21 protein-coding genes are annotated in these 19,535 nt (G+C 66.9%); 6 read left to right on the forward strand and 15 right to left on the reverse strand.

Features of this window, described 5'->3' with window-relative positions; translation table 11 throughout:
* The first annotated feature begins 10 nt into the window (after window positions 1-10).
* Both A8G00_RS24320 and A8G00_RS24325 read left to right on the forward strand, forming a co-directional pair.
* Window positions 11-652: a TetR/AcrR family transcriptional regulator gene (locus tag A8G00_RS24320; RefSeq protein WP_025547049.1), complete on the forward strand. Its 642-nt coding sequence runs from the start codon at window positions 11-13 to the stop codon at window positions 650-652.
* Between the two features lie 53 nt (window positions 653-705).
* Window positions 706-1,329: a response regulator transcription factor gene (locus A8G00_RS24325; RefSeq protein WP_172451969.1), complete on the forward strand. Its 624-nt coding sequence runs from the start codon at window positions 706-708 to the stop codon at window positions 1,327-1,329.
* Between the two features lie 46 nt (window positions 1,330-1,375).
* On the opposite strand, the gene A8G00_RS24330 is transcribed toward A8G00_RS24325, so the two are convergent.
* The 5 genes from A8G00_RS24330 to argH are packed head-to-tail and all read right to left on the reverse strand — an operon-like array spanning window position 1,376 to window position 6,045.
* Window positions 1,376-2,347, reverse strand: coding sequence for a zinc transporter ZntB (locus A8G00_RS24330; RefSeq protein ID WP_316252060.1), 972 nt, complete (start codon window positions 2,345-2,347; stop codon window positions 1,376-1,378).
* Entirely contained in the window at window positions 2,326-3,090 is a 765-nt protein-coding gene (locus A8G00_RS24335; protein WP_103001923.1) for a bifunctional precorrin-2 dehydrogenase/sirohydrochlorin ferrochelatase, read from the reverse strand. Before A8G00_RS24335 ends, A8G00_RS24330 begins: the two co-directional genes overlap by 22 nt.
* Window positions 3,090-4,370, reverse strand: coding sequence for a diaminopimelate decarboxylase (gene lysA / locus A8G00_RS24340; RefSeq protein WP_103001924.1), 1,281 nt, complete (start codon window positions 4,368-4,370; stop codon window positions 3,090-3,092). Before lysA ends, A8G00_RS24335 begins: the two co-directional genes overlap by 1 nt.
* 32 nt (window positions 4,371-4,402) lie before the next feature.
* On the reverse strand, window positions 4,403-4,666 hold the full coding sequence (locus A8G00_RS24345) for a hypothetical protein (RefSeq protein ID WP_025547053.1): 264 nt from the start codon (window positions 4,664-4,666) through the stop codon (window positions 4,403-4,405).
* A complete protein-coding gene (gene argH / locus A8G00_RS24350; protein ID WP_044660176.1) occupies window positions 4,666-6,045 on the reverse strand; it encodes an argininosuccinate lyase in 1,380 nt (459 codons plus the stop codon). The genes A8G00_RS24345 and argH overlap by 1 nt, the downstream gene beginning before the upstream one ends.
* A gap of 43 nt (window positions 6,046-6,088) precedes the next feature.
* Here argH and A8G00_RS24355 point away from each other — a divergent pair, with 43 nt between their 5' ends.
* From A8G00_RS24355 to A8G00_RS24370, 3 genes are all read left to right on the forward strand, one after another.
* Window positions 6,089-6,664: a TlpA disulfide reductase family protein gene (locus A8G00_RS24355; protein ID WP_172451970.1), complete on the forward strand. Its 576-nt coding sequence runs from the start codon at window positions 6,089-6,091 to the stop codon at window positions 6,662-6,664.
* A 304-nt stretch (window positions 6,665-6,968) separates the two neighbouring features.
* A complete protein-coding gene (locus tag A8G00_RS24365) occupies window positions 6,969-9,593 on the forward strand; it encodes a TonB-dependent siderophore receptor (RefSeq protein WP_025547059.1) in 2,625 nt (874 codons plus the stop codon).
* Between the two features lie 65 nt (window positions 9,594-9,658).
* Complete coding sequence (locus A8G00_RS24370; protein WP_025547061.1) at window positions 9,659-10,060, forward strand: RidA family protein; 402 nt, start codon at window positions 9,659-9,661, stop codon at window positions 10,058-10,060.
* Between the two features lie 372 nt (window positions 10,061-10,432).
* On the opposite strand, the gene A8G00_RS24375 is transcribed toward A8G00_RS24370, so the two are convergent.
* From A8G00_RS24375 to A8G00_RS24420, 10 genes are all read right to left on the reverse strand, one after another.
* Window positions 10,433-10,828 (reverse strand): hypothetical protein, encoded by a 396-nt coding sequence (locus tag A8G00_RS24375; protein ID WP_061939803.1) that lies wholly within the window; start codon window positions 10,826-10,828, stop codon window positions 10,433-10,435.
* 93 nt (window positions 10,829-10,921) lie between these two features.
* Complete coding sequence (locus A8G00_RS24380; protein ID WP_048577186.1) at window positions 10,922-11,506, reverse strand: hypothetical protein; 585 nt, start codon at window positions 11,504-11,506, stop codon at window positions 10,922-10,924.
* A gap of 8 nt (window positions 11,507-11,514) precedes the next feature.
* Window positions 11,515-12,066, reverse strand: a complete 552-nt coding sequence (locus tag A8G00_RS24385; protein ID WP_103001926.1) for a demethoxyubiquinone hydroxylase family protein — start codon at window positions 12,064-12,066, stop codon at window positions 11,515-11,517.
* Window positions 12,063-12,548, reverse strand: a complete 486-nt coding sequence (locus A8G00_RS24390) for a disulfide bond formation protein B (RefSeq protein ID WP_103001927.1) — start codon at window positions 12,546-12,548, stop codon at window positions 12,063-12,065. The genes A8G00_RS24385 and A8G00_RS24390 overlap by 4 nt, the downstream gene beginning before the upstream one ends.
* 240 nt (window positions 12,549-12,788) lie before the next feature.
* Window positions 12,789-14,138, reverse strand: a complete 1,350-nt coding sequence (locus A8G00_RS24395; RefSeq protein ID WP_025548614.1) for a S41 family peptidase — start codon at window positions 14,136-14,138, stop codon at window positions 12,789-12,791.
* Between the two features lie 80 nt (window positions 14,139-14,218).
* Window positions 14,219-15,220, reverse strand: a complete 1,002-nt coding sequence (locus tag A8G00_RS24400; RefSeq protein ID WP_103001928.1) for a nucleotidyltransferase family protein — start codon at window positions 15,218-15,220, stop codon at window positions 14,219-14,221.
* On the reverse strand, window positions 15,217-16,080 hold the full coding sequence (locus tag A8G00_RS24405; protein ID WP_048577190.1) for an HprK-related kinase A: 864 nt from the start codon (window positions 16,078-16,080) through the stop codon (window positions 15,217-15,219). The genes A8G00_RS24400 and A8G00_RS24405 overlap by 4 nt, the downstream gene beginning before the upstream one ends.
* The gene (locus tag A8G00_RS24410) at window positions 16,077-16,358 is read right to left on the reverse strand and encodes an HPr-rel-A system PqqD family peptide chaperone (protein ID WP_103001929.1); all 282 of its coding nucleotides are present in this window, start codon (window positions 16,356-16,358) and stop codon (window positions 16,077-16,079) included. Before A8G00_RS24410 ends, A8G00_RS24405 begins: the two co-directional genes overlap by 4 nt.
* Before the next feature lie 67 nt (window positions 16,359-16,425).
* Complete coding sequence (locus tag A8G00_RS24415) at window positions 16,426-17,610, reverse strand: glycosyltransferase (protein ID WP_103001930.1); 1,185 nt, start codon at window positions 17,608-17,610, stop codon at window positions 16,426-16,428.
* Window positions 17,611-17,706: 96 nt separating this feature from the next.
* Window positions 17,707-18,123 carry a hypothetical protein gene (locus tag A8G00_RS24420; RefSeq protein WP_025548622.1) on the reverse strand — a complete coding sequence of 139 codons (417 nt, stop codon included), beginning with the start codon at window positions 18,121-18,123 and terminating at the stop codon, window positions 17,707-17,709.
* Between the two features lie 98 nt (window positions 18,124-18,221).
* Here A8G00_RS24420 and A8G00_RS24425 point away from each other — a divergent pair, with 98 nt between their 5' ends.
* The gene (locus A8G00_RS24425; protein ID WP_103001931.1) at window positions 18,222-19,478 is read left to right on the forward strand and encodes an ATP-binding protein; all 1,257 of its coding nucleotides are present in this window, start codon (window positions 18,222-18,224) and stop codon (window positions 19,476-19,478) included.
* The last annotated feature ends 57 nt before the right edge of the window (window positions 19,479-19,535 follow it).

A 19,535-nucleotide genomic window follows, 5' to 3' on the forward strand; every position in this document is an offset into this window, starting at 1 on the left:
GTACGATTTCATGACGGAGCCCATTCCCCCGATCAGCCGCCGCGAAGCGCGGCGCCGCGACCGGCGCAAGACCATATTGAAGGTCGCGTCGCGTTCCTTCATGGAAAAGGGCTATGCCGCGACGACCATGTCGGGGATCGCCGCGGCGCTGGGCGGATCGAAGGGCACCCTGTGGAGCTATTTCCCGTCGAAGGAAGAGCTGTTCGCCGCCGTTCTGGACGACGCGACCACCGCTTATCGATCGCGCCTCGCTGAAATCCTCGATCCCGACGGCGACCTTGCAGGCACGTTGCGGACCCTGGGCGTCAACCTGCTGACGAAGATCACATCGCCCGAAAGCGTCGCGCTATACCGGCTGGTGGCGTCCGAAGCGGGCCGCTTTCCCGAAATGGGGGCGATCTTCTACCAACATGCGCCGGGCAATACCCGGCGATTGGTGGCCGAATTCCTGGAAAGGGCGATGGATCGCGGCCTTTTGCGCCGGGCAGACCCCGAACTGGCGGCGCGCACCTTCACGATGCTGATGCTTACGGGCTGTCACCAGTCGCTGGTCTGGGGACAGATCGAGCGGGCGACGGCAGAGCAGATCGAGGCCGATGTCGACAATGGGCTGGACTGTTTCCTGCGCGCCTATGCGCCGGAGCCGCGTTAACCATTTCTTTGCCCGCCGATCCTATGCTGCGCGGTGGCAAGAGGTGGGACGTCATGCAATTCTGGAAACGCGACAGCATCAGCAGGCCGCAACAGGCGCAGGGTCCGAACGGCGGACGCGCGCCACGGCGATTGCGCCTTCTGCTGGTCGATGAAGACGCCACGTCCCGCGCCGTCGTGGCGCGGCGGCTGTCGCATCTGGGCTATGACGTCGCGCTGGCGGAAAGCGGCTTCACCGCGATCAACATGCTGGTCACGCGGCCGGTGGACATCATCCTGATCGACATGGGACTGGCGCTGCTGCCCGGCCTGACGACGATGCGGAAGATCCGCGCGGCGGGACTGGCCGAAAATGCCTGCTTCGTCATGATCGGCGGGCGGAACGACAGGGTGTCCGCGGTCGACGCGCTGGATGCGGGGGCCGACGACCATGTGGTGAAGCCCTTCGATTTCGACCTGCTGGATGCGCGGCTTCGCCATTTGTGCGCAAGGGCGGAGCAGGTCGGTGCGCTGGCGCGGCATAATGCGGAACTGGACGCGCGGATCGCCCGCCGCGCGCTGGAACTGGGCGAAACGCGCGATGCGCTGGCGGAGATGCAGGCGGACCGGGCGCGGCTGGTGTCATCGATCCAGGCGCTGCATGACGAGATCGCCCGGCTCAACGCGGCACGGAACTAGGGCCTGAGGCCGTCATCCCGGCGCAGGCCGGAATGACGGGCCGGAATCACTTCAGCCACTGGGTCGCCGCGAACCAGCCGGCAATGCCGGCCGCCATGGCCATGCACACACCGACCACGCCCCAAAAGGCCCAGGGTTCATGGGCATAGGGTATGCCGTCCACATTCATCCCCAGCAGCCCGGTCAGGAAGGTCAGCGGCAGGAACACCAGCGCCACGACCGAGATGATCAGCGCCTGCCGGTTCATCTGCTCCGCGCGCAGGTCGGTCAGTTCTTCATGGGCGAGCGCCGACCGTTCGCGCACCGCTTCCAGCTCCTCCGCCATGCGGGCGCAGCGGTCCGCCGCTTCCTGGAGGTGCAACCGGTCGTCGGGTTCCAGCCATGACGCATCGGCGGCGGACAGTCTTTCCAATGCCTGCCGCTGCGGCGCGATGAAGCGGCGATAGCCGATCGCCGTCGCGCGGATTTCCGACACGCGCCGCCGCGCCTCCGCCGGGCCATGTTCGGTCAGCGCGCTTTCGATCTCGTCCAGGCCGTCGCCCAGCTCGGCGACCTCCGGGTCGAGCGCTTCGGTGATCTGCTGCGCGAAGGCGGCGATCAGGTCGCCCGGATCGCGGATCAGACCGCGCAGCATCTGCTGCATGACGGGCTCCATCGCCGCGAGCGGCCGATAGCTGACGGAAATGACCCGCGCCTCTTCGGCCCAGAGGCGGATCGACACCAGCGGGTCGCCCCCATCGTCATCCGCCGCGCCAAGCCCGCGCAGGTTCACCAGCGCGCCATGAGCCATCAGCGTGCAGCGCGGCCGGGTCTCCTGCGCCAGCAGCGCGGACAGCGCCGCTTCGGGCATATGGTCGCAGCGGGACGCGACGTGGCGGGCATCCTCCTTCCAGCCATCGGCATGGACCCAACTGAACGGCGCGTCCTGCGTCCGCGCGCAGAAATCGTCCAGCGAGATTTCCTGCGCCCGAGCGCCGTCGAAGAGGAAGACCCGGCTTATGGCGTCATCTCCATCCAGAGCGACAGGCCTGCCCCCGGATCGTCGGGCGGCGCGTCTGCCAGGATGCGCACGGCATCGGCCCGCGCCCTGTCCAGTATCGCGGCAGGCACGTCCGGCGCGTGATAGACGCGATCCGCCTCGCCCAGCAGGCGGGCGGCGCGCAGGCTGAGATCGTCGGGATCGCCCGACAGCAGGCGGATGTTTTCCAGCCTGTCGGCCCCGGTCCCGAGCCCGCCCCCTTCGGAAAGCCAGTGCGGCACGGCGTCCACGGCTTTGTCGGACAGCGGATCGATCGGCCCGCGCACGGCAAGGCCGGCGTCGATCGCCCGCCGCCTTGCCGCGGCATCGGGCCAGCGCTGGCGGATCGCGGCGCGCGCATCGTGAAGCGCCGTCGCCAGCAGCCCCAGACGGGCCGGCAGCAAAGCTTCGATGCGCTGCCTGAGCGCCTTGGCGAGACCCGCCGAAGCGCCGCCCGTGCCGATGGCGATCAGCACCGGCCCCCGGTCGACAATGGCGGGCAGGGTGAAGTCGCAAAGTTCCGGCCTGTCGGTCGCGTTCACCAATATGCCCCGGGCCCGGAGCCGCTGCACGGTCGCCGCATCGCCATCCGACACGATGGCGAGCGTGGCCTCAGCCGCCTCGCCCACGATCCGCGCGCCCGCCCGTTCGAGCAGGCGCCGCTTGGCGTCCGCCGCCTCCCCTTCGCCGGTCAGGATGACGGCCCGCCCTTGCAACCGCAGGAAAACGGGCAGGCTGTGCATCAGTCCTGCACATCCATCGACGCTACCCAGGCCGGAATGCTGTCCCCCTCGATCAGCGCCTCTACCGGCGGACGGGCGCGGACAACGGCCCATTTGTCGCCCGACACCAGCACTTCGGGCGTCAGCGCGCGGCTGTTATAGGTGCTCGCCATGGTCGCGCCATAGGCCCCGGCGGTCATGAAGGCGACCAGATCGCCCGCCCCCACCACATCCATGTCGCGGTGCATGGCGAAGGTGTCGCCCGTCTCGCACACCGGGCCCACCACATTGGCGGCGGCGCGCTCGCCCTTCGGTTGCACGGCGCGGATGTCGTGCCAGGCATCGTAGAGGCTGGGCCGCAACAGGTCGTTCATCGCCGCGTCGACGATCACGAAGGGGGCCTGCGCGCCCTGCTTCACCCGCACCACCTGCGACAGCAGCACGCCCGCATTGCCGACGATCAGGCGGCCCGGCTCGAACATCAGGCGGACGTTCCAGCCCTGCGTCACCCGCGTCACCATCGCGCCATAGTCGGCGGGGCTGGGCGGCAGCGGCTGCGAGGGATCATAGGGCACGCCCAGCCCGCCGCCGAGATCGGCGGTGCGGATGTCATGGCCTTCGCCGCGCAGCCTTTCGATCAGCGCGCCGACCTTGGCGAAGGCGGCTTCCAGGGGCGCGAGATCGGTGAGCTGGCTGCCGATATGCACCGCCACGCCCTGCACGTCGAGGCCGGGGAGGCCGCGCGCCGCGGCATAGCTGGCCAGCGCCCGGTCATAGGGGATGCCGAACTTGTTTTCCGACTTGCCGGTCGAGATCTTGGCATGGGTTCCCGCGTCGACATCGGGGTTGATGCGATAGGCGACCGGCGCCCTCTTCCCCATCGACAGGGCCACTTCGGAGAGCATTTCCGCTTCGGGCTCACTTTCCAGATTGAACTGGTAGATGCCCTTTTCCAGCGCGATGCGCATTTCGTCGGCCGTCTTGCCGACGCCCGAAAAGACGATGCGGTCCGCCGGAATGCCCGCCGCCATGGCGCGCAGCAGCTCGCCCACGGACACGACGTCGGCGCCGAGGCCCAGCTTCGCCAGCGTCGCCAGCACGGCGGCGTTGGGATTGGCTTTCACCGCGAAGGCGATCAGCGGATCATGGAGCTGCGACAGTCCTTCGCGGAACACGCCGACATGGCGGGTCAGGGTCGCGGTCGAATAGATGTAGACGGGCGTGCCGACCTGCGCGGCGATCTCCGCCATCGGCACCTGCTCCACCAGCATCGCGCCGTCGACATAGGTAAAATGGTCCAAGTCAGTCTATCCTAGAAATCTTATCGCCAAAATCAGCGGGGGTCGCTTTCGGGCGGCAGGTCGAACGGGTCGTCGCCGCGCACCTTCGATTGGGTCAGCAGTTCGACATTCCGTTCCGGCCGCGCCTGGATCGTGGGCGTGGTGAGCTGCGCGGCGGTGGGCGCCGTCGCCGCCCCCACCGGCACGGCGGGCAGGCGCTGCCCCTGCACCGGCTTCAGCGGCTGGCGACCGCCGCAGGACGCCAAGGCCAGCGCAAGCGCCGCCAGCGCAACTCCCTTGGCGATCCGTGCCGTCATCACTTCTTCTGCCCTTTCGCGTCGTTCCGGGCCTCAGCGATCCGCGCGCGCACCTGATCGGGCGCGGTGCCGCCATGGCTCCTGCGGCTGGCGACCGAGGCGTCGACCGTCAGCACCGCATAGATACGCTCATCGATCCGCGCATCAATGGCCTTGAGCGTTTCCAGCGGCAGATCGGCAAGCTGCACGCCCGCCGCCTCCGCCGCCGCGACCGCGCGGCCCGTGATATGATGCGCCTCGCGGAAGGGAATGTCGCCCTCCCGCACCAGCCAGTCGGCGAGGTCGGTCGCGGTGGCGAAGCCGCTTTCCGCCAGGCCGCGCATCCGGTCGGTGCGGAACGTCACCGTCTCGATCATGCCGGTCATCGCCGCGATGGACAGGCCCAGCAGGTCATGCGCCTCGAACACCGGCGGCTTATCGTCCTGCATGTCCTTCGAATAGGCGAGCGGCAGGCCCTTCATCGTGACGCAGAGCGCATTCATGCAGCCCATGATCCGCCCGGCATGGCCGCGCACCAGTTCGGCGGCGTCGGGATTGCGCTTCTGCGGCATGATCGAGCTGCCCGTCGAATAGGCGTCGGGCAGCTTGACGAAGCCGAAGGGCTGGCTCGCCCAGATGATGAATTCCTCGGCCAGCCGCGAGAGGTGCAGGCTGCACTGGGTCGCGGCCATGAGGTAATCGAGCGCGAAGTCGCGGTCCGACACGCTGTCGAGGCTGTTGTCGGTCGGCTTGGCGAAACCGAGCGCCGCCGCCGTGGCGTGGCGGTCGATGGGGAAGCCGGTTCCGGCCAGCGCCGCCGCGCCCAGCGGGCATTCGTTGAGGCGGGCGCGGGCGTCGGCGAAGCGGCTGCGGTCGCGGCGGACCATCTCATGATAGGCCATCAGGTGATGACCGAGCGTCACCGGCTGCGCGGACTGGAGATGGGTGAAGCCGGGCATCACCGCATCGGCATGCTCCTCTGCGCGGGTGAGCAGCATGGCGGACAGGCCCTGCAGGCCCGCCTCCACCTCATCGATGGCGTCGCGCACCCAGAGGCGGAAATCGGTCGCCACCTGATCGTTGCGCGAGCGCGCCGTGTGCAGCCGTCCCGCCGCCGGACCGATCAGTTCGGCCAGCCGCGACTCCGTGACCATGTGGATGTCTTCCAGGTCCAGATCGACCGGCACGCCGTCGGCTTCATATTCGGCGGCGATGCGGTTCAGCCCCTCGGTGATCGCCTGCGCGTCCTCTCCGTCGACGATGCCCTGTTTGGCGAGCATCGCGACATGCGCCTTCGACCCGGCGATGTCCTGCTTCCACAGGCGCTTGTCGAACGGGATCGACGCATTTATCTCCCGCATGACCGAAGCCGGACCGGCCGCGAAGCGTCCGCCCCACATGCTGTTGGAGCTTTTCCCCGTGCGATCATCCTTACGCTGCGTAATGACACTGCTCCTGCTGGCCGGCCTTGGCGCGTGCGATAAGCAATCCCCGCCCGCCGGGCAAGGCCCGAACGCCACCAGCGGCGAGGCGACGGGACCGACGCAAAGCGGGAAAGGCGCGTTCAGCTACACGCTCGACAGGTCGAAGGCCGGAACCCCTGCCCCCGATTTCACCTTCCAGAATCCGGACGGCAGCGATGCCAGCCTCAAGGATTTCGCGGGCAAGCCGGTGCTGGTCAACCTCTGGGCGACCTGGTGCGCGCCCTGCGTGGCGGAAATGCCGACGCTGGATGCCGTGGCGGCGGATTATGGCAGGAGGGGGCTCGCCGTCCTCACCATCTCCCAGGACAGCCAGGGGGAGACGGTGATCAAGCCCTTTTTCGAAAAGCATCCGTTGCCGCATCTGAAGGGCTGGATCGACCCGGAAAACCAGTTCGGCTTCCACTACAACACCGGCATGCTGCCGACGACCGTCATCTATGATGCGCAGGGCAAGGAAATGGTCCGGGTGGTCGGCGCGATGGATTGGGCCAGCAGGGAAGGCCGCGCGCTGATCGAAGCGGCGATGGCGAGCTGATCCCCTGCTCCCCCTGTCCACTCCTCATATCGATAGGTTCGGCATGACGAACAGGGGCAAGGTTTTCCTGAAACGAACTTCCGTCAAAAATCCGCCATATGCGCTGCTTGCAAAATGCGGCGCGCCACATGCACCCTAATCAATTGCCATTCTGCCTCATGACGTCGCAATCTGTCTGATTTTCCTCCTAGAAATAAAGAAGAAATATTTAATTTTTCTATTATTTTGTGCGATGCGGTAGAGGTTTCATCCTAAAAGTTCGTTGATCCCCCTGTCATGGATAAATGCAAAACAGGGGGCATAGATGACAAGATTATCCGCTCTTCGCCTTTCATTGGTGCTGGCCTCGTCCTGGTCGGCCTGTGCGATGGCGCAGGAGGCGCAGACCGCGCAAGCTGATGATGGCGCCGCCATCATCGTTACCGGCACCCGCGCCGTCGGCATGCAGGCGGCCGAAAGCGCCGCGCCGATCCAGGTGCTGAGCCAGGAGGCGATCAGCCATGTCGGCCAGCCGAACCTCAACCAGGTTCTGACCCAGATCGTCCCGAGCTTCACCGCCCAGACGCAGGGCACCGACCTTTCCAGCTTCTCCCTCTCCGCCCGTCTGCGCGGCCTTAGCCCGAACCACACGCTGGTGCTGGTCAACGGCAAGCGCCGCCACGGCAACGGCATCCTCCAGGTGATCTCCGGCGCCTTCCAGGGTTCGGCGGCGCCCAGCATCGACCTGATCCCGCCGGACGCCATCGCCCGCGTCGAAGTGTTCCAGGAAGGCGCGGCCGCCGTCTATGGCACGGATGCCATCGCGGGCGTCATCAACTTCATCCTGAAGGACAATAATGAAGGCGGCAGCTTCAAGGTCACGGGCGGCCAATATTATGACAGCGAAGGCGAATTGTTCTCCGCCTCCGGCAATATGGGCTTCAAGCTGGGCGAGGACGGCTTCTTCAACCTGAGCCTGTTCCACCGCCGCCAGGATTACACCACGGTGGGCACCGGGCAGGTCCAGATCACCAGGCCGGACGGCACGCTTCAGCCCAACACGCCCGCCCAATGGTCGAACCTGGCCGGCGACGCGCTGTCGGGCATCAACGGCGGCCAGCCCAAGACCTATCTGACCGAAGCCTTCTACAATATGGGCTATGATTTCGGCGGCATCGAACTCTACAGCTTCGGCGATTATGCCCGCCGCATCGGCTATGCCAAGCAGGGCTACCGCCATCCCAAGCGCATCTGCTACGAAACCGGCAATCTGGGCGGCAGCATCACGCCCGCGGCATATAATCCCAATATCTGCTATGGCGACACCGGCACCTGGGGCATGGTGCCGCTCCAGCATGTGATCGAGGATGAATATAGCTTCACGGTCGGCGCCAAGGGCGATTTCGGCGGCGACTGGAATTACGACATCAGCACGACCTACGGCTATCAGAAGGACGACATCTGGACCGAAGCGTCGGCCCATCGCGAAGTCTGGCAGGAAAGCTATGCCGCCTCCCTGCAGGGCATCGGCAGGCCCAATACGGTTGACAAGGCCTATGACGGCGGCTTCCGCCTGAGCCAGACCACCGTCACCGCCGACATCCGCAAGGAATTCGACGCCGGCATGGCGGGGCCGCTGACCCTGGCGTTCGGCGGCGAATATCGCCGCGACACCTATGAGATCGTCGCGGGCGATTATTACTCGACCTACAAGACGGGCGTTCAGTCCTTCCCCGGATACAAGGCGACCGATGCGGGCAAGTTCCGCCGCAGTTCGCGGGCGGGCTACATCAACCTGATCGCGGAGCCGGTTGAAAACTGGTCCGTCGACCTTGCCGGCCGTTACGAGGATTATACCGACTTCGGCGACACCACCATCGGCAAGATCACCACGCGCTACGACTTCAGCCCCGCCTTCGCGATTCGCGGCACGGTCAGCACCGGCTTCCGCGCGCCGACGCTGGCGGAACAGAAATATTCGACCATCAACGTCGGTCCGACCAGCGCCGTCGCGCAGCTTCCCGCCGGCACGCCTGCCGCCGCGCTGCTGGGCTTCAACTCGCTGAAGCCTGAAAAGTCGAAGAACTTCTCGGCCGGCGTCGTGCTGCGGCCGGTGCCGAAGCTGGCCATCACGGTCGACGGCTATATCATCAAGATCAAGGACCGCATCACCGGCACAGCGGCGCGCAACGCCGTCCTGAACGGCGTGCCGCAGCCGGGCGGCGCCGACATCCTGAACGCGCTGAACGCCGCCGGCATCGTCCTGGACAGCGCCCTGTTCACCAACGGCACCATCGGCGTGTCGAGCTTCACCAACGGCATCGACACCCGCACCTGGGGCATCGACTTCTCGGCCGCCTATCCGGTGGCGCTCGACTTCGGCACGCTGAACCTGTCGCTGACGGCGAACTACAACAAGACGAAGATCACCGACAACAAGGTCGGCTACCCGATCTTCAACGCGGCGTCGGAAAGCAATATCGAGCGTTCCAACCCCGACTACAAGATCGTGGCCGGCGCATTGTTCAAGAGCGGGAAGTTCGCGCTCAACCTGCGTGAGACCTTTTACGGCAAGACCAGCGTGCTGGTCCGCCCGGCCTTCACGCCCGGCGGCGGCTTCATCCCCAATGGCGGCTTCCTGATCGCGGACGGCGCCATCGTCAACGGGATCAACGCCAACCAGCTCTACTTCAACGGCGTGGTCAAGGCGACGGCGCTCACCGATCTGGAGGCAAGCTACGACTTCACCGATGCCGTCACCTTCTCTGTGGGTGCGAACAACCTGTTCAACAAGCGGCCGGAAGTGCCCGCGCTGATGCAAGGCGTCACGCCGGGCGCAGGCGTCTCGCCCTATATCAACGGCGCCGGGGCCTATAACAGCTATTATGGCCACGGACCCTACAGCACGTCGGGCGGCTATTATTACGCCCGGCTCGACTTCAAATTCTGACGCGTCACGAAGGAAGGGCCGGTCCGCCAAAGGACCGGCCCTTTTTGCATCGGGGAAATAGGCATATGAAGAAATGGTTCGCCCTGGTCCTGGCTGTTGGCGCCACGCCGCTGGCCGCGCAGCAGCCTCCCTTCTCCCCTGCCGTGCGGGCAGGCGATACCCTGTATCTTTCCGGCCAGATCGGCCGGGTGCCGGATGGCATGGACCCTCATAAGGAGGGCTTCGATGCCGCGGTCCGCAATTCCATGGATTCCATCGGCAAGATCCTGAAGGACAATGGCCTCGACTTCGGCCATGTCGTCAAATGCACGGTGATGCTGGACGACATGGCGGATTGGCCACGATTCAACGGCACCTATGTCAGCTATTTCCAGGGCAAGCGGCTGCCCGCCCGAAGCGCGTTCGGCGCGGACGGGCTGGCGATGGGCGCGCCGCTGGAGATCGAATGCATCGCGAGCTTCAAATAGCCGAAGGCCGTCCGGCTTTTGGGCCGCGTGGACAAATTCGGAATGTCGGGAAATGGGCAGTTAAGACCTTCCTTCTTCCTTGAGGGAGAAGGATGGGAGGCCTTCGACGAAGGAGCATGGGCGGTTTGGATAAGAGGGGAGCGGGACCGTGGTCCGCGCGATCCGTTGGGTCGCAACCCCCTCACCCAGCTACGACTAGGCAGCAAGCTGCCAAGTCTGCGCAGCCCTCTCCCTCGAGGGAGAGGGATAAAATGGGTATCCGATTACCACCTGGATCACTTAGTCCGGCGAGTCTCGGATTCATCTATGTCGCTTAGAGCATTTTCCTCGGAAAATGCGACAAAACAAAAGCTTAGAGCAGATGGCGCGCGCTCAAGGCTCGCCCCTGGATTCCTGCATCCGCCGCTCCGCGAACCATTGCTCCAGCGCCTTGGCGGTGCAGCCGGTGAAGCCGTTGCTGCCGATGGCGGAGCAACTGCCCGGCAGGGTCTGCCGCTGCACCTGCTCCATGGTCGCGACCTGGCTGCCCCAGCCGGGGCCGCCCGCCGGTTCAGGCTTTTCGCGCAACTTCTTGGGAATGCGATAGCGTTCGGATTCGGGCTTGCGGGCGCAGACGATGATCTCGTCGCCCTCGCCCTTTGGGCAAGGATCGTCGCCATAGACGATCAGGTTGAAGATTTTCTGCGGCGGCTCGGCATGGGCCGCGCCGCCGAAAGTCAGGGGAGCCAGCGCAACGGCGGCGAGGGAAAGGGCAGTGAGGAGACGCATCGATCCATAATCCTTGTTCGTCCCCTGTCCCGCCGGCCGGATTGCCCGGTTTCCGGCAGCCTTCTTCCAGACGCCGCGCCGCGGCAAATGCCGTCACTGCTGCGGCGGCGTTCCCTGTTGCGGTCCCTGCGCCGGAGCCGGCTGCTGTTGCTGGGCGGCCCGGGCCTTTTCCTCCGCCACGGCCTGCGCCTCGATCGCCTTGCTTTCCGCGTCGATGGTGGAAAGGCGCCGGGTCCGCTCCGCCTCGACCAGATCCTTCCAGCTCGCATTGTCCGCGGCCTGCCGCTCCGCCTTGGCAAGGCGCGCCAGTTGCGCGAAGCAGCCGGTGGCCCCGCCGCCGCCCACCGGCGAGCAGCTTTCGGTGCCGCTGCGCCCGACATATTCCATCGACTTCACCCGTTCGCCCCATGCCTGATGGCTGGGCTGGTTCGGATCGCCGCGCAACGGCTCGGGAATGCGGTAGCGCTCCTCCTCGCCCTTGCGGGCGCAGACGACGATGTCGCTGCCCTGGCTCTGCGGGCAGGGATCGTCGCCATAGACGATGACCAGATTGACGCGTTCCGACCCCGCCTGCGCGGCGGTGGGCTGGTCCTGCGGAACGCTGGGCCCCTGTTGCGCCATGGCCGGGAAGGCAGCGCCCAGCGCAAGCATGGCGGCGATCAGGCGGGTCTTCATCATGCTTCTCCTCAGATACGCTTCGACAGGGCGATGGCGGCACGACAGCCCAATCTGATGACGCCCGACAATAAGGGATAGACCGGAGCTTCCTCCGCGCCATGGGCGATGGCGGCGTCGCGATGCTCCACTTCCTCCGCCTGAAAATCCGCGATGACGGTGGAGAGTTCCGGATCGTCCTGACCCAATTGCTCGAGCTGCTCGGCATAGTGCCGGTCGATTTCGGTCTCGATCGCGGCGGTGCACGCCATGGCGGCGCGCGGCCCGATCGCCGCCGTCACCGCGCCCAGGGCGAAACCCGCCACGTTCCAGATCGGCTGCAGCGCCGTCGGACGCACGCCCCGGCGGGCGATCATCGCGTCGAAATGCTTGCGGTGCCGTTCCTCCTGCGCCGCCATGCCGGCGATGACGCGGGAATCAGGATGGCGGTCGCCCATGACGGCAAGCTGCCCGGCATAGATGCGGGTCGCACCGAACTCTCCCGCCTGATCGACGCGCAGCATGGAGGCGCGCTCCGCCCCGGTCACGCGGCGGCCGGGGCGTGGGAAGTCCTTTGCGCTCATGCCTTGCTTCCTTTTCCGATCAGCAGCGCCAAGATGAGGAGCGCGGCCACGCCCGACAAGAGGCCGTTATAGCCTGCCATGGAAATGCCGAACAGGCTCCACGGCGCGACGTCGCAGCGGGTAATCGGCGTCGCCATGATCTGGTTGAGGATGTCCGCCGGATTGCCGCCGGCCGGGCTGGTCGAGCAGGCGGTGAGCCCCTGCCACCAGCCATATTCGACGCCCGCATGGAACAGGCCGATGCCGCCACTGAGGCCAATGGCAAGGCCGGCGAGTCCGGTGAACAGCGCGCTCACGCAGGCCTTGCCGCGCAGCGCATAGGCGATCAGCGCCAGCGGAATGGCCGCCATATGCGCATAACGCTGCCACCAGCACATTTCGCACGGGTGCAGGCCACCGAGGAACTGGAAGGCATAGGCGCCGCCCAGCATGACCAGCGGGACGATCAGCGCCAGGGCGCGGGCGAGGGGCAAAGATTTCATGTCGCTCGCTTAAACCGTCACGTGGCTTTCGTCATGCTGAACTTGCGGGGTGAAGGGAGCCGGCCTGAGGGCCGCGCGATCCCCTCACCCAGCTGCGACCAGGCAGCGAGCTGCCAAGTCTGCGCAGCCCCCTACCTCAAGGGAGAGGGATAAAGCGGGTGTCCGCTTCCCGTCCAACGCAATCCGGCAAGTCCCGAACTGGTCCCCGCCCGCCAGGCGCGGCACGTCGATCCGCAACGATCAATGCGTCGCCGGCTTGCGGACGGGAGCGGCCTGAGCCACCGCCCCGCCCGGCTTTGCCGCCAGGCGCGCTATGGTCTTCAGCGCATAGTCGAGCTGGAAATCCTCGATCCCCTTCTTCTTCAGCTCCTCCGCCGTGGCGGCGAAGCGAGGATCGTCCTTGCTGTCCTCTTCCAGCGCCGCATTGTCGGTCTTGATCTCGTTGATCAGGTGCCGGCGCAGGTCGCTTTCCCGGAATTTCGGACGATTTTTGTAATCGGGGTCGCTAAGCTGCGGCACCCTGACATCGGGTTCGATCCCGCCTTCCTGCACGGAGCGGCCCGACGGCGTGTAATAGCGCGCCGTCGTCAGCTTGAGCGCCGTGGTGTTGCTGAGCGGCAGCATGGTCTGGACGCTGCCCTTGCCGAAGCTGCGTTCCCCCATCACCAGCGCGCGATGCTGGTCCTGCAGCGCGCCCGCGACGATTTCCGATGCGGAGGCGGAGCCCGCGTCCACCAGCACGATCACCGGCAGACCCCTCGCATCGTCGCCGGGCTTGGCATAATAGCGCTCGACATCGCCCTTGTTGCGGCCGCGCTGCGACACGATCTCGCCGCGTTCCAGGAAGGTGTCGCTGACCGACACGGCTTCGTCCAGCAGCCCGCCCGGGTTGGACCGCAGGTCGAGGATATAGCCGGTGGGCTTGCGGCCCAGCGACTTGTCGATGCTGCGGATCGCCTGGCGCACGTCGGCGCCGGTATTGGCCGAGAAGCTGACGATGTTGATCACGCCGATGCCGTTCTTCACCTCCCACTTCACCGGCTTCAACTGGATGATCTCACGCGTCAGGGTGAGGTCGATCGGCTTGTCGCGGCCGGGGCGGACGATGGTCAGCTTGATCTGCGTGCCCGGCGCGCCGCGCATCTTGTCGACCGCCTCGTCCAGCGTGCCGCCATAGATGAGCTGCCCGTCGAGATGGGTGATATAGTCGCCCGCCTTGATCCCCGCGCGCCAGGCCGGGGTATCCTGCGTCGGCGCGATCACCTTCACCGCGCCGTCCTCCTGCGTGACGGAAAGGCCAAGGCCGCCATAGCTGCCCTCCGTCTGGGTGCGGAGATTCTGGAAATCGCGGGCGTCGAGGAAGCTCGAATGCGGGTCCAGGCTGGCGAGCATGCCGTCGATGGCGCCCTTGATCAGCTTTTCGTCGTCGACCTTCTCGACATAGTCGCTGCGGACCTTCTGGAACACGTCCATGAACTCGTCGAGCGCCTTGTAGCTGCTTGCCTCCCCATCGGCGAGCGCCGCGGTGGTGGCAGGGATGAGCGCGAGCGCGCCAAGGGCGACGGCGCCCCGGAAGAAATTGGATTTCATGCGTGTCCTGAGTCCTGGCATCGAAGGGGCAATATAGGGCATTTCCGTGCAGACGCAAAAACCTTGGCTGGCGCCCCTTCCTAAACAGGCCGATGCCCCTTGCGCCATTTGGTGAACAGGTGCCGCGCCAGCATGGCGGGCGGCATTCTGAGCCAGTGGGAGCGCAGGTAGAAGGCGAAACGCAGCAGCCCGCGCCGTTCCCGTCCCCACCCGTCGCGCGCCAGCAGCCGGGCCTTGACGATCCGGTCGCGGAGCGTGAGCCGCGCCCCTTCGTCCCTCCCTTCGCCATAGAGCGCCATGGCGAGCCGCCGCGCCTGCCGCACATGGGGCAGCAGGCCATGGTGCGCCGCCCGCGCCTCCAGCGCCGTCCCGTCGACGCCATCGAGCAGGCAATATATGTCCCAGAGGTTGCGAAGCCCCCCGGCCAGATCGCCGTCGGCCAGCAGATGCGCCGCCGCGTGGCAGAGCCGGTCCTCGGGCGAGAGCATGGATAATTCGTTGGTGAGGGGAACCGCCTGCGCGATCATCGCCGCCGCGTCCGGCGTCTGCCGCGCCGTCAGCGGCAGGACGGTGTGATGCACGTCGATCATGCGGTCCCGCGCCGCATGGATCATCGGCGGCAGCTCATGCATCCATCGCCGGTAATAGGCGTCGTCATAAGGGTCGTCCTTGACCCATTCCCATCCCGCGCCGATCAGCGCCCGTTCCACCCGATCCATCGCATCGCGCGGCACCAATATGTCGAGATCGCCGATGAAGCGCCCCTGCCCGGCGCGCAGCCCCGCCGCCGCATAGGCCGTGCCCTTGAGCAGCACGACCGGCACGTCCAGGCCGGCAAGCGCCTCTGCCGCGCGATCCGCCTCCCACAGGGCCTGCAGGGCTTCGCGCGCCGCATCCAGCCGGGCGTCCGCCAATATCGCGCCCACCGCCGGGGGCACGGGCCGCTCCCCCATCCGCAGGGCGAGCGTGCCGATCAGCCGCTCCGCCCTCGCCATGGCGATGAGGGCGTTCCACCCGTCCGCATCCAGCGCCGCCACCTCGTCAGGGTCGCGCAAGGCGCGCACCAGCAGCCGGGCGCTCATGCCAGTTCCTCCCAGAGCCGCTCGACAAGGGCGATGGCCTCGTCGCCCGATGGAAAGTCGATGGCGCGCGCGGGGACATTCCCGACGAAACCGCTCAACGCCGCGAAGCCCGCTTCGCCCAGGGCGACATAGTTGGTCGATGCCTGGGTCAGCCGCATGAAGACCTCCCCCTGGCCGACCGGGCGCACGTCCGCTTCATGGCCGAAACGCGGGAACAGCAGCAGCGCGGGCGGCGCGCCCTCCGCCATCCGCCCGATCGCGTCGTTGCGCGGGATCAGGTGGCGAATGTCCCCCTTGGCCGTGCCGGCGAGCAGCGGCCCCATGCGCTCCGCCGGGGCTTCCGCCGCGATGACGTCGATGGCGCGGTTCTTGAGGGAGACGAGGCGCGGAAAGGGAAAGATCGCCCCCGTTTCCAGGTCGAGCAGCGCGAACTCGTCGCCCATCAGCCGCCAGCCCCGTTCCCCCAGTTGCGCGGCCAGCGTCGACTTGCCGGAACCGGACTCGCCGGTCATCACCAGCGCCCGCCCGTCCTTTTCGACGCTGGAGGCATGGAGCAGCAGGTGCCGCCGCCAGCCGAGCGCCATTTGCAGGTTCATCCCCATTTCCGCCGCCAGCAGCCCGTGGGCAAGGCTCATCGGCGCGGCGTCGGCCAGCCCATGATCGCCGGTGATGAAGATGGAGGGCCGGAACCAGCGCCGGAACGGCCCCGCAGGCTCCAGCCGCACGGTGAAATCGGCTATCGCGCCCGCCGGCATGGGATAATCGGCGTAGAGCCGCGCCAGCGCGTCCACCGGCTGGCGCCAGGCCGATCCGATGCGGAAGGTCGCCGGACCGATCTTCAGGGTCAGGGCATGGTTCACGCGATGCGGACCAGCCCAAGGGCGGCCAGTTCGGCCAGATGCGCCTCCACCAGCGGCAGGGCCTCCTCCGGCTCGCCCAGATCGTAAAGCTGGGCCAGCTGCCCTAACACCTCGCCCGCCGTAAGCGCCGCGCCGTCATCCAGCGCCGCCAGGATCTCCGGCACCGGGGCGATCGCCATATGGGTCTGTCCCGACGGCCGGTGGTAGAGCAGCACCATATCCTCCAGCACGCAGGATGCGATGGCGTCCGGGCTGTCCTGGCAATAGCGGGCTGGCATGATCGCGAAACCTGGCCTTTGGATGGGAATGTCGCGCCATCCTTAAGACAAAGGGGTAGCCAAGTGCCTAACGCGACAGGCTATTTTGCGCGACGCCCCGCCACCGCATGCCGCCGGATCGCGCCAGCCGGACAAAGGCCCGCAAATAGGCGTCGAGCGCGCTTTCGACGCCATGTTCCTTCACCGCCTCCGCCAGGCGCGCAGCCGGCGCGGGATGGTCGAGCGCCCAGAGGATCGCATCGGCAAAGGCATCGGCGTCGCCCACCGGCACCGGCGCATGCTGGCCCGCCGCGGCGAGCACCGGGCGGATATTCGGCGTCGAATCGGTCGCGACGACCCCCGTGCCGCAACCGAGCGCTTCGATGAGGGTCGCGACCAGCCCTTCCCAGCGCGAGGGTTGCAGCAGCAGATCGGCATCCGCCATCAGGGCAGCCAGTTCCGCCGGATCGCCGACGAAGCCCGGAAATTCGACCCGCCCGGCGATGCCGAGCCGCGTGCAAAGCGCCTCCAGATCGCGGCGCAGCGGCCCCTGCCCGACGATCTTCAGGCGCCAGTCGAGATGCTTCAGCCGGGCGAGCGCCAGAAGCGCCGTCGCCTGGTCCTTCTGCTCGACCAGCCGCCCGACCATCAGGAAATGCCATGGGCCGCCGCCGGCTCTGGCGGCGCGCTGCCGCCGCAGCCGTTCCAGCAGCGGCGTGACCGTCGGGCGCGGCAGCAGCGTCACCTGCCGGCCCGCGAGCGGCCCGGCCTGCGTCAGCGTCATCCGGTCCGCCTCGCCCATCACGATGGTCATGGCGCTGGTCCGGGCGATGGCGCGGAAACGGCTACGCCTGATCCAGGCGGACAGGCCGCGCTGGCCGGGCCGGATGATCGGGTTGGAAATCCGGCCGACCGCCCGCGTCGCCGTGCCCAGCGCCGCCAGCGCGCACAGCATGTTGCTCTGATTGCCCGCGGAATAGAGAATATCCGGGCGGAACCGCCGCACCATGGCGGCCAGCGCCGGGAATTGCGCGATCATCGACAGCCGCCGGGAGAAGGGCGGCGCCGGTACGCGGCGGACCGGCACGGCGGGATGGATAAGGCCCGCCACCGGGCCGTCCGTCCGCGTCATCCACAGTTCCACGTCCACGCCGCGCAGCCGCAGATGGTTGGCGAGCAGGATCGCCACCCGATCCAGCCCGCCATCGCCGGGTTCATAGAGGTAGATCGCGACCGAACAATCTTGTTTCACCCAATGGGGTGTATGGAACATGGGGTCGCCCTTGCTGCGCCTGACCGGATCGTCGAAGGCTCGACGCCGTCAACGCTGGCAAACCGTATAAGTTCGGGTGGAAATAAAGCCCTCGGCTCAGCGGGGCATTTGCAGCGATGCGTAGCAGGTGAAGCCGCTCGTCCCCGACTGAAGCCGCCGGATATAGTTGAGATAGGCCTGGTTCTGCTCATAGCTGGCGCCCGGCAGCCGGCCGCCGCGCAGCGCCTGCCGGACCTGTTCCCCGCTGAAGTTCTTGCCGGCGGGGAAGGCGCCCTGCGTTCCCGCCGGCACCACCTGCCCGTTGGGCGCGATATAATTGCCGGCCCGGCCCTGGTCGGGAACGGGTATCGTGCAGTTGAGCACCGACGCGGCCGTGTTCGCCAGCGCCGGCCGGATGGATATGATCGCGGAGGCCGCGACGGCGCCGCCCATCAGCAACTGGCGGCGCGACGGCGCGGCAAGGCCGTCGTCCTGCGACTCGGCTTCCTTCTGGGGGGGCAACGGCTCGCTCATGTCATCCTGATCCGCTATCGCGCTTGCCAAACTGTAAAAATTGCCGGCTACTGCGGCCCTCTTTGCAGCAAATGCGTCAAATTTCCAGCATGGTAACCATGAATCGCCTGACCGCCTCCCAGATCACCGCCTCGCTGGCCGTTCTGCTGCTCGGCACCGGGGGCGCGTTGATGATGGGCGCGGGGCCGCTCGACATCCTCCTGCCGGTGCTGGCGACGCTGCTGGTGCTCGTCATCTGCGCGGCCAGTCCGGACCGTCCGGAACCGGCCGTGTCGCCGCTGCCGGCGGAGGTTCCCGACATCATCGCCCATCCCGATGCGCGCGGCCTGCTGGAGGGCATAGCCGACCCGCTGATGCTGATCGAGCGGGGCCGCATCATCGCCGCCAACCGGGCGGCGCAGCGGCTGCTGGGCGCGCATATCGAGGGAGAGGACGCCCGCATCGCCATCCGCCATCCCGCCGCCGCCGAACGGCTCGCCAGCCAGGCGCCGCTGGCCGAACCGGTCATGATCGAGCTGGTGGGCCTGGGCACCCGCGACCAGCGCTGGCAGATGCGGATCGCGCCGGTGGGGGAGGACGGCCATGTCCGGCGGCTGGTCCATCTGGCCGACCATAGCGGCGCCCACGCGGCGGAGAAGATGCGCGTCGATTTCGTCGCCAATGCAAGCCATGAACTGCGCACGCCGCTGGCCGGCATATTGGGCTTCATCGAGACGCTGGCCGACCCCGATCTGGGCAAGGACGACGAAACGCGGCAGCGCTTCCTGAGGATCATGGACGGCGAGGCGCGGCGGATGCAGCGTCTGATCGACGACCTCATCTCCCTTTCCCGCATAGAGGCGGAGAAATATCGCCTGCCCGACAGCGCGGTCGACCTGTCCGGCCTGGTGGCCGAGGTGGTGGGCGTGTTCCGCACCAGCCATGGCGATCGGGGGCGGGAGGTGGAGATGGAGATCGCGCCCGGCCTGACCGACGTGCAGGGCGACCGCGCCCAACTGTCGCAACTGCTCCATAATCTGATCGGAAATTCGGTGAAATATGGCCGCGCGGGCACGCCGATCCACGTGTCCCTTTCCGACGGGCCGAGCGGCCTGTTGCGGCTGACCGTCGCGGATGAGGGCGAAGGCATCGGCCCCGATCACCTGCCGCGCCTCACCGAACGCTTTTACCGCGTCGATTCGGGGCGCAGCCGGGCGGTGGGCGGCACGGGACTGGGGCTGGCCATCGTCAAGCATATCGTGGAGCGGCATCGCGGCCGGCTGGACATCGCCAGCGTGCTGGGCAAGGGCACCACCATCTCCATCCTGCTGCCCCGCTTCGCCGTCGAGGAAAAGGCCGTCGCGGCAAAGGCTTGATCAAAAAAAGACAGCGACAGGCCGGGCTTCCGCCGTCAATGTCATAAAAGTGCAATC

Source organism: Sphingobium sp. SA916, assembly GCF_002894065.1.
Lineage (GTDB): Bacteria > Pseudomonadota > Alphaproteobacteria > Sphingomonadales > Sphingomonadaceae > Sphingobium > Sphingobium fuliginis.

Bases quoted from the DNA above. Each gene is read 5' to 3' on its own strand.
- A8G00_RS24400 (WP_103001928.1), bottom strand. From the start codon at position 15,220: ATGAGCGCCCGGCTGCTGGTGCGCGCCTTGCGCGACCCTGACGAGGTG.
- A8G00_RS24320 (WP_025547049.1), top strand. From the start codon at position 11: ATGACGGAGCCCATTCCCCCGATCAGCCGCCGCGAAGCGCGGCGCCGC.
- A8G00_RS24395 (WP_025548614.1), bottom strand. From the start codon at position 14,138: ATGAAATCCAATTTCTTCCGGGGCGCCGTCGCCCTTGGCGCGCTCGCG.
- A8G00_RS24410 (WP_103001929.1), bottom strand. From the start codon at position 16,358: ATGCCAGCCCGCTATTGCCAGGACAGCCCGGACGCCATCGCATCCTGC.
- A8G00_RS24335 (WP_103001923.1), bottom strand. From the start codon at position 3,090: ATGCACAGCCTGCCCGTTTTCCTGCGGTTGCAAGGGCGGGCCGTCATC.
- A8G00_RS24420 (WP_025548622.1), bottom strand. From the start codon at position 18,123: ATGAGCGAGCCGTTGCCCCCCCAGAAGGAAGCCGAGTCGCAGGACGAC.
- A8G00_RS24325 (WP_172451969.1), top strand. From the start codon at position 706: ATGCAATTCTGGAAACGCGACAGCATCAGCAGGCCGCAACAGGCGCAG.
- A8G00_RS24345 (WP_025547053.1), bottom strand. From the start codon at position 4,666: ATGACGGCACGGATCGCCAAGGGAGTTGCGCTGGCGGCGCTTGCGCTG.
- A8G00_RS24390 (WP_103001927.1), bottom strand. From the start codon at position 12,548: ATGAAATCTTTGCCCCTCGCCCGCGCCCTGGCGCTGATCGTCCCGCTG.
- A8G00_RS24375 (WP_061939803.1), bottom strand. From the start codon at position 10,828: ATGCGTCTCCTCACTGCCCTTTCCCTCGCCGCCGTTGCGCTGGCTCCC.
- A8G00_RS24380 (WP_048577186.1), bottom strand. From the start codon at position 11,506: ATGATGAAGACCCGCCTGATCGCCGCCATGCTTGCGCTGGGCGCTGCC.
- A8G00_RS24355 (WP_172451970.1), top strand. From the start codon at position 6,089: ATGACACTGCTCCTGCTGGCCGGCCTTGGCGCGTGCGATAAGCAATCC.
- A8G00_RS24365 (WP_025547059.1), top strand. From the start codon at position 6,969: ATGACAAGATTATCCGCTCTTCGCCTTTCATTGGTGCTGGCCTCGTCC.
- A8G00_RS24425 (WP_103001931.1), top strand. From the start codon at position 18,222: ATGAATCGCCTGACCGCCTCCCAGATCACCGCCTCGCTGGCCGTTCTG.
- A8G00_RS24415 (WP_103001930.1), bottom strand. From the start codon at position 17,610: ATGTTCCATACACCCCATTGGGTGAAACAAGATTGTTCGGTCGCGATC.
- A8G00_RS24370 (WP_025547061.1), top strand. From the start codon at position 9,659: ATGAAGAAATGGTTCGCCCTGGTCCTGGCTGTTGGCGCCACGCCGCTG.
- argH (WP_044660176.1), bottom strand. From the start codon at position 6,045: ATGTGGGGCGGACGCTTCGCGGCCGGTCCGGCTTCGGTCATGCGGGAG.
- A8G00_RS24385 (WP_103001926.1), bottom strand. From the start codon at position 12,066: ATGAGCGCAAAGGACTTCCCACGCCCCGGCCGCCGCGTGACCGGGGCG.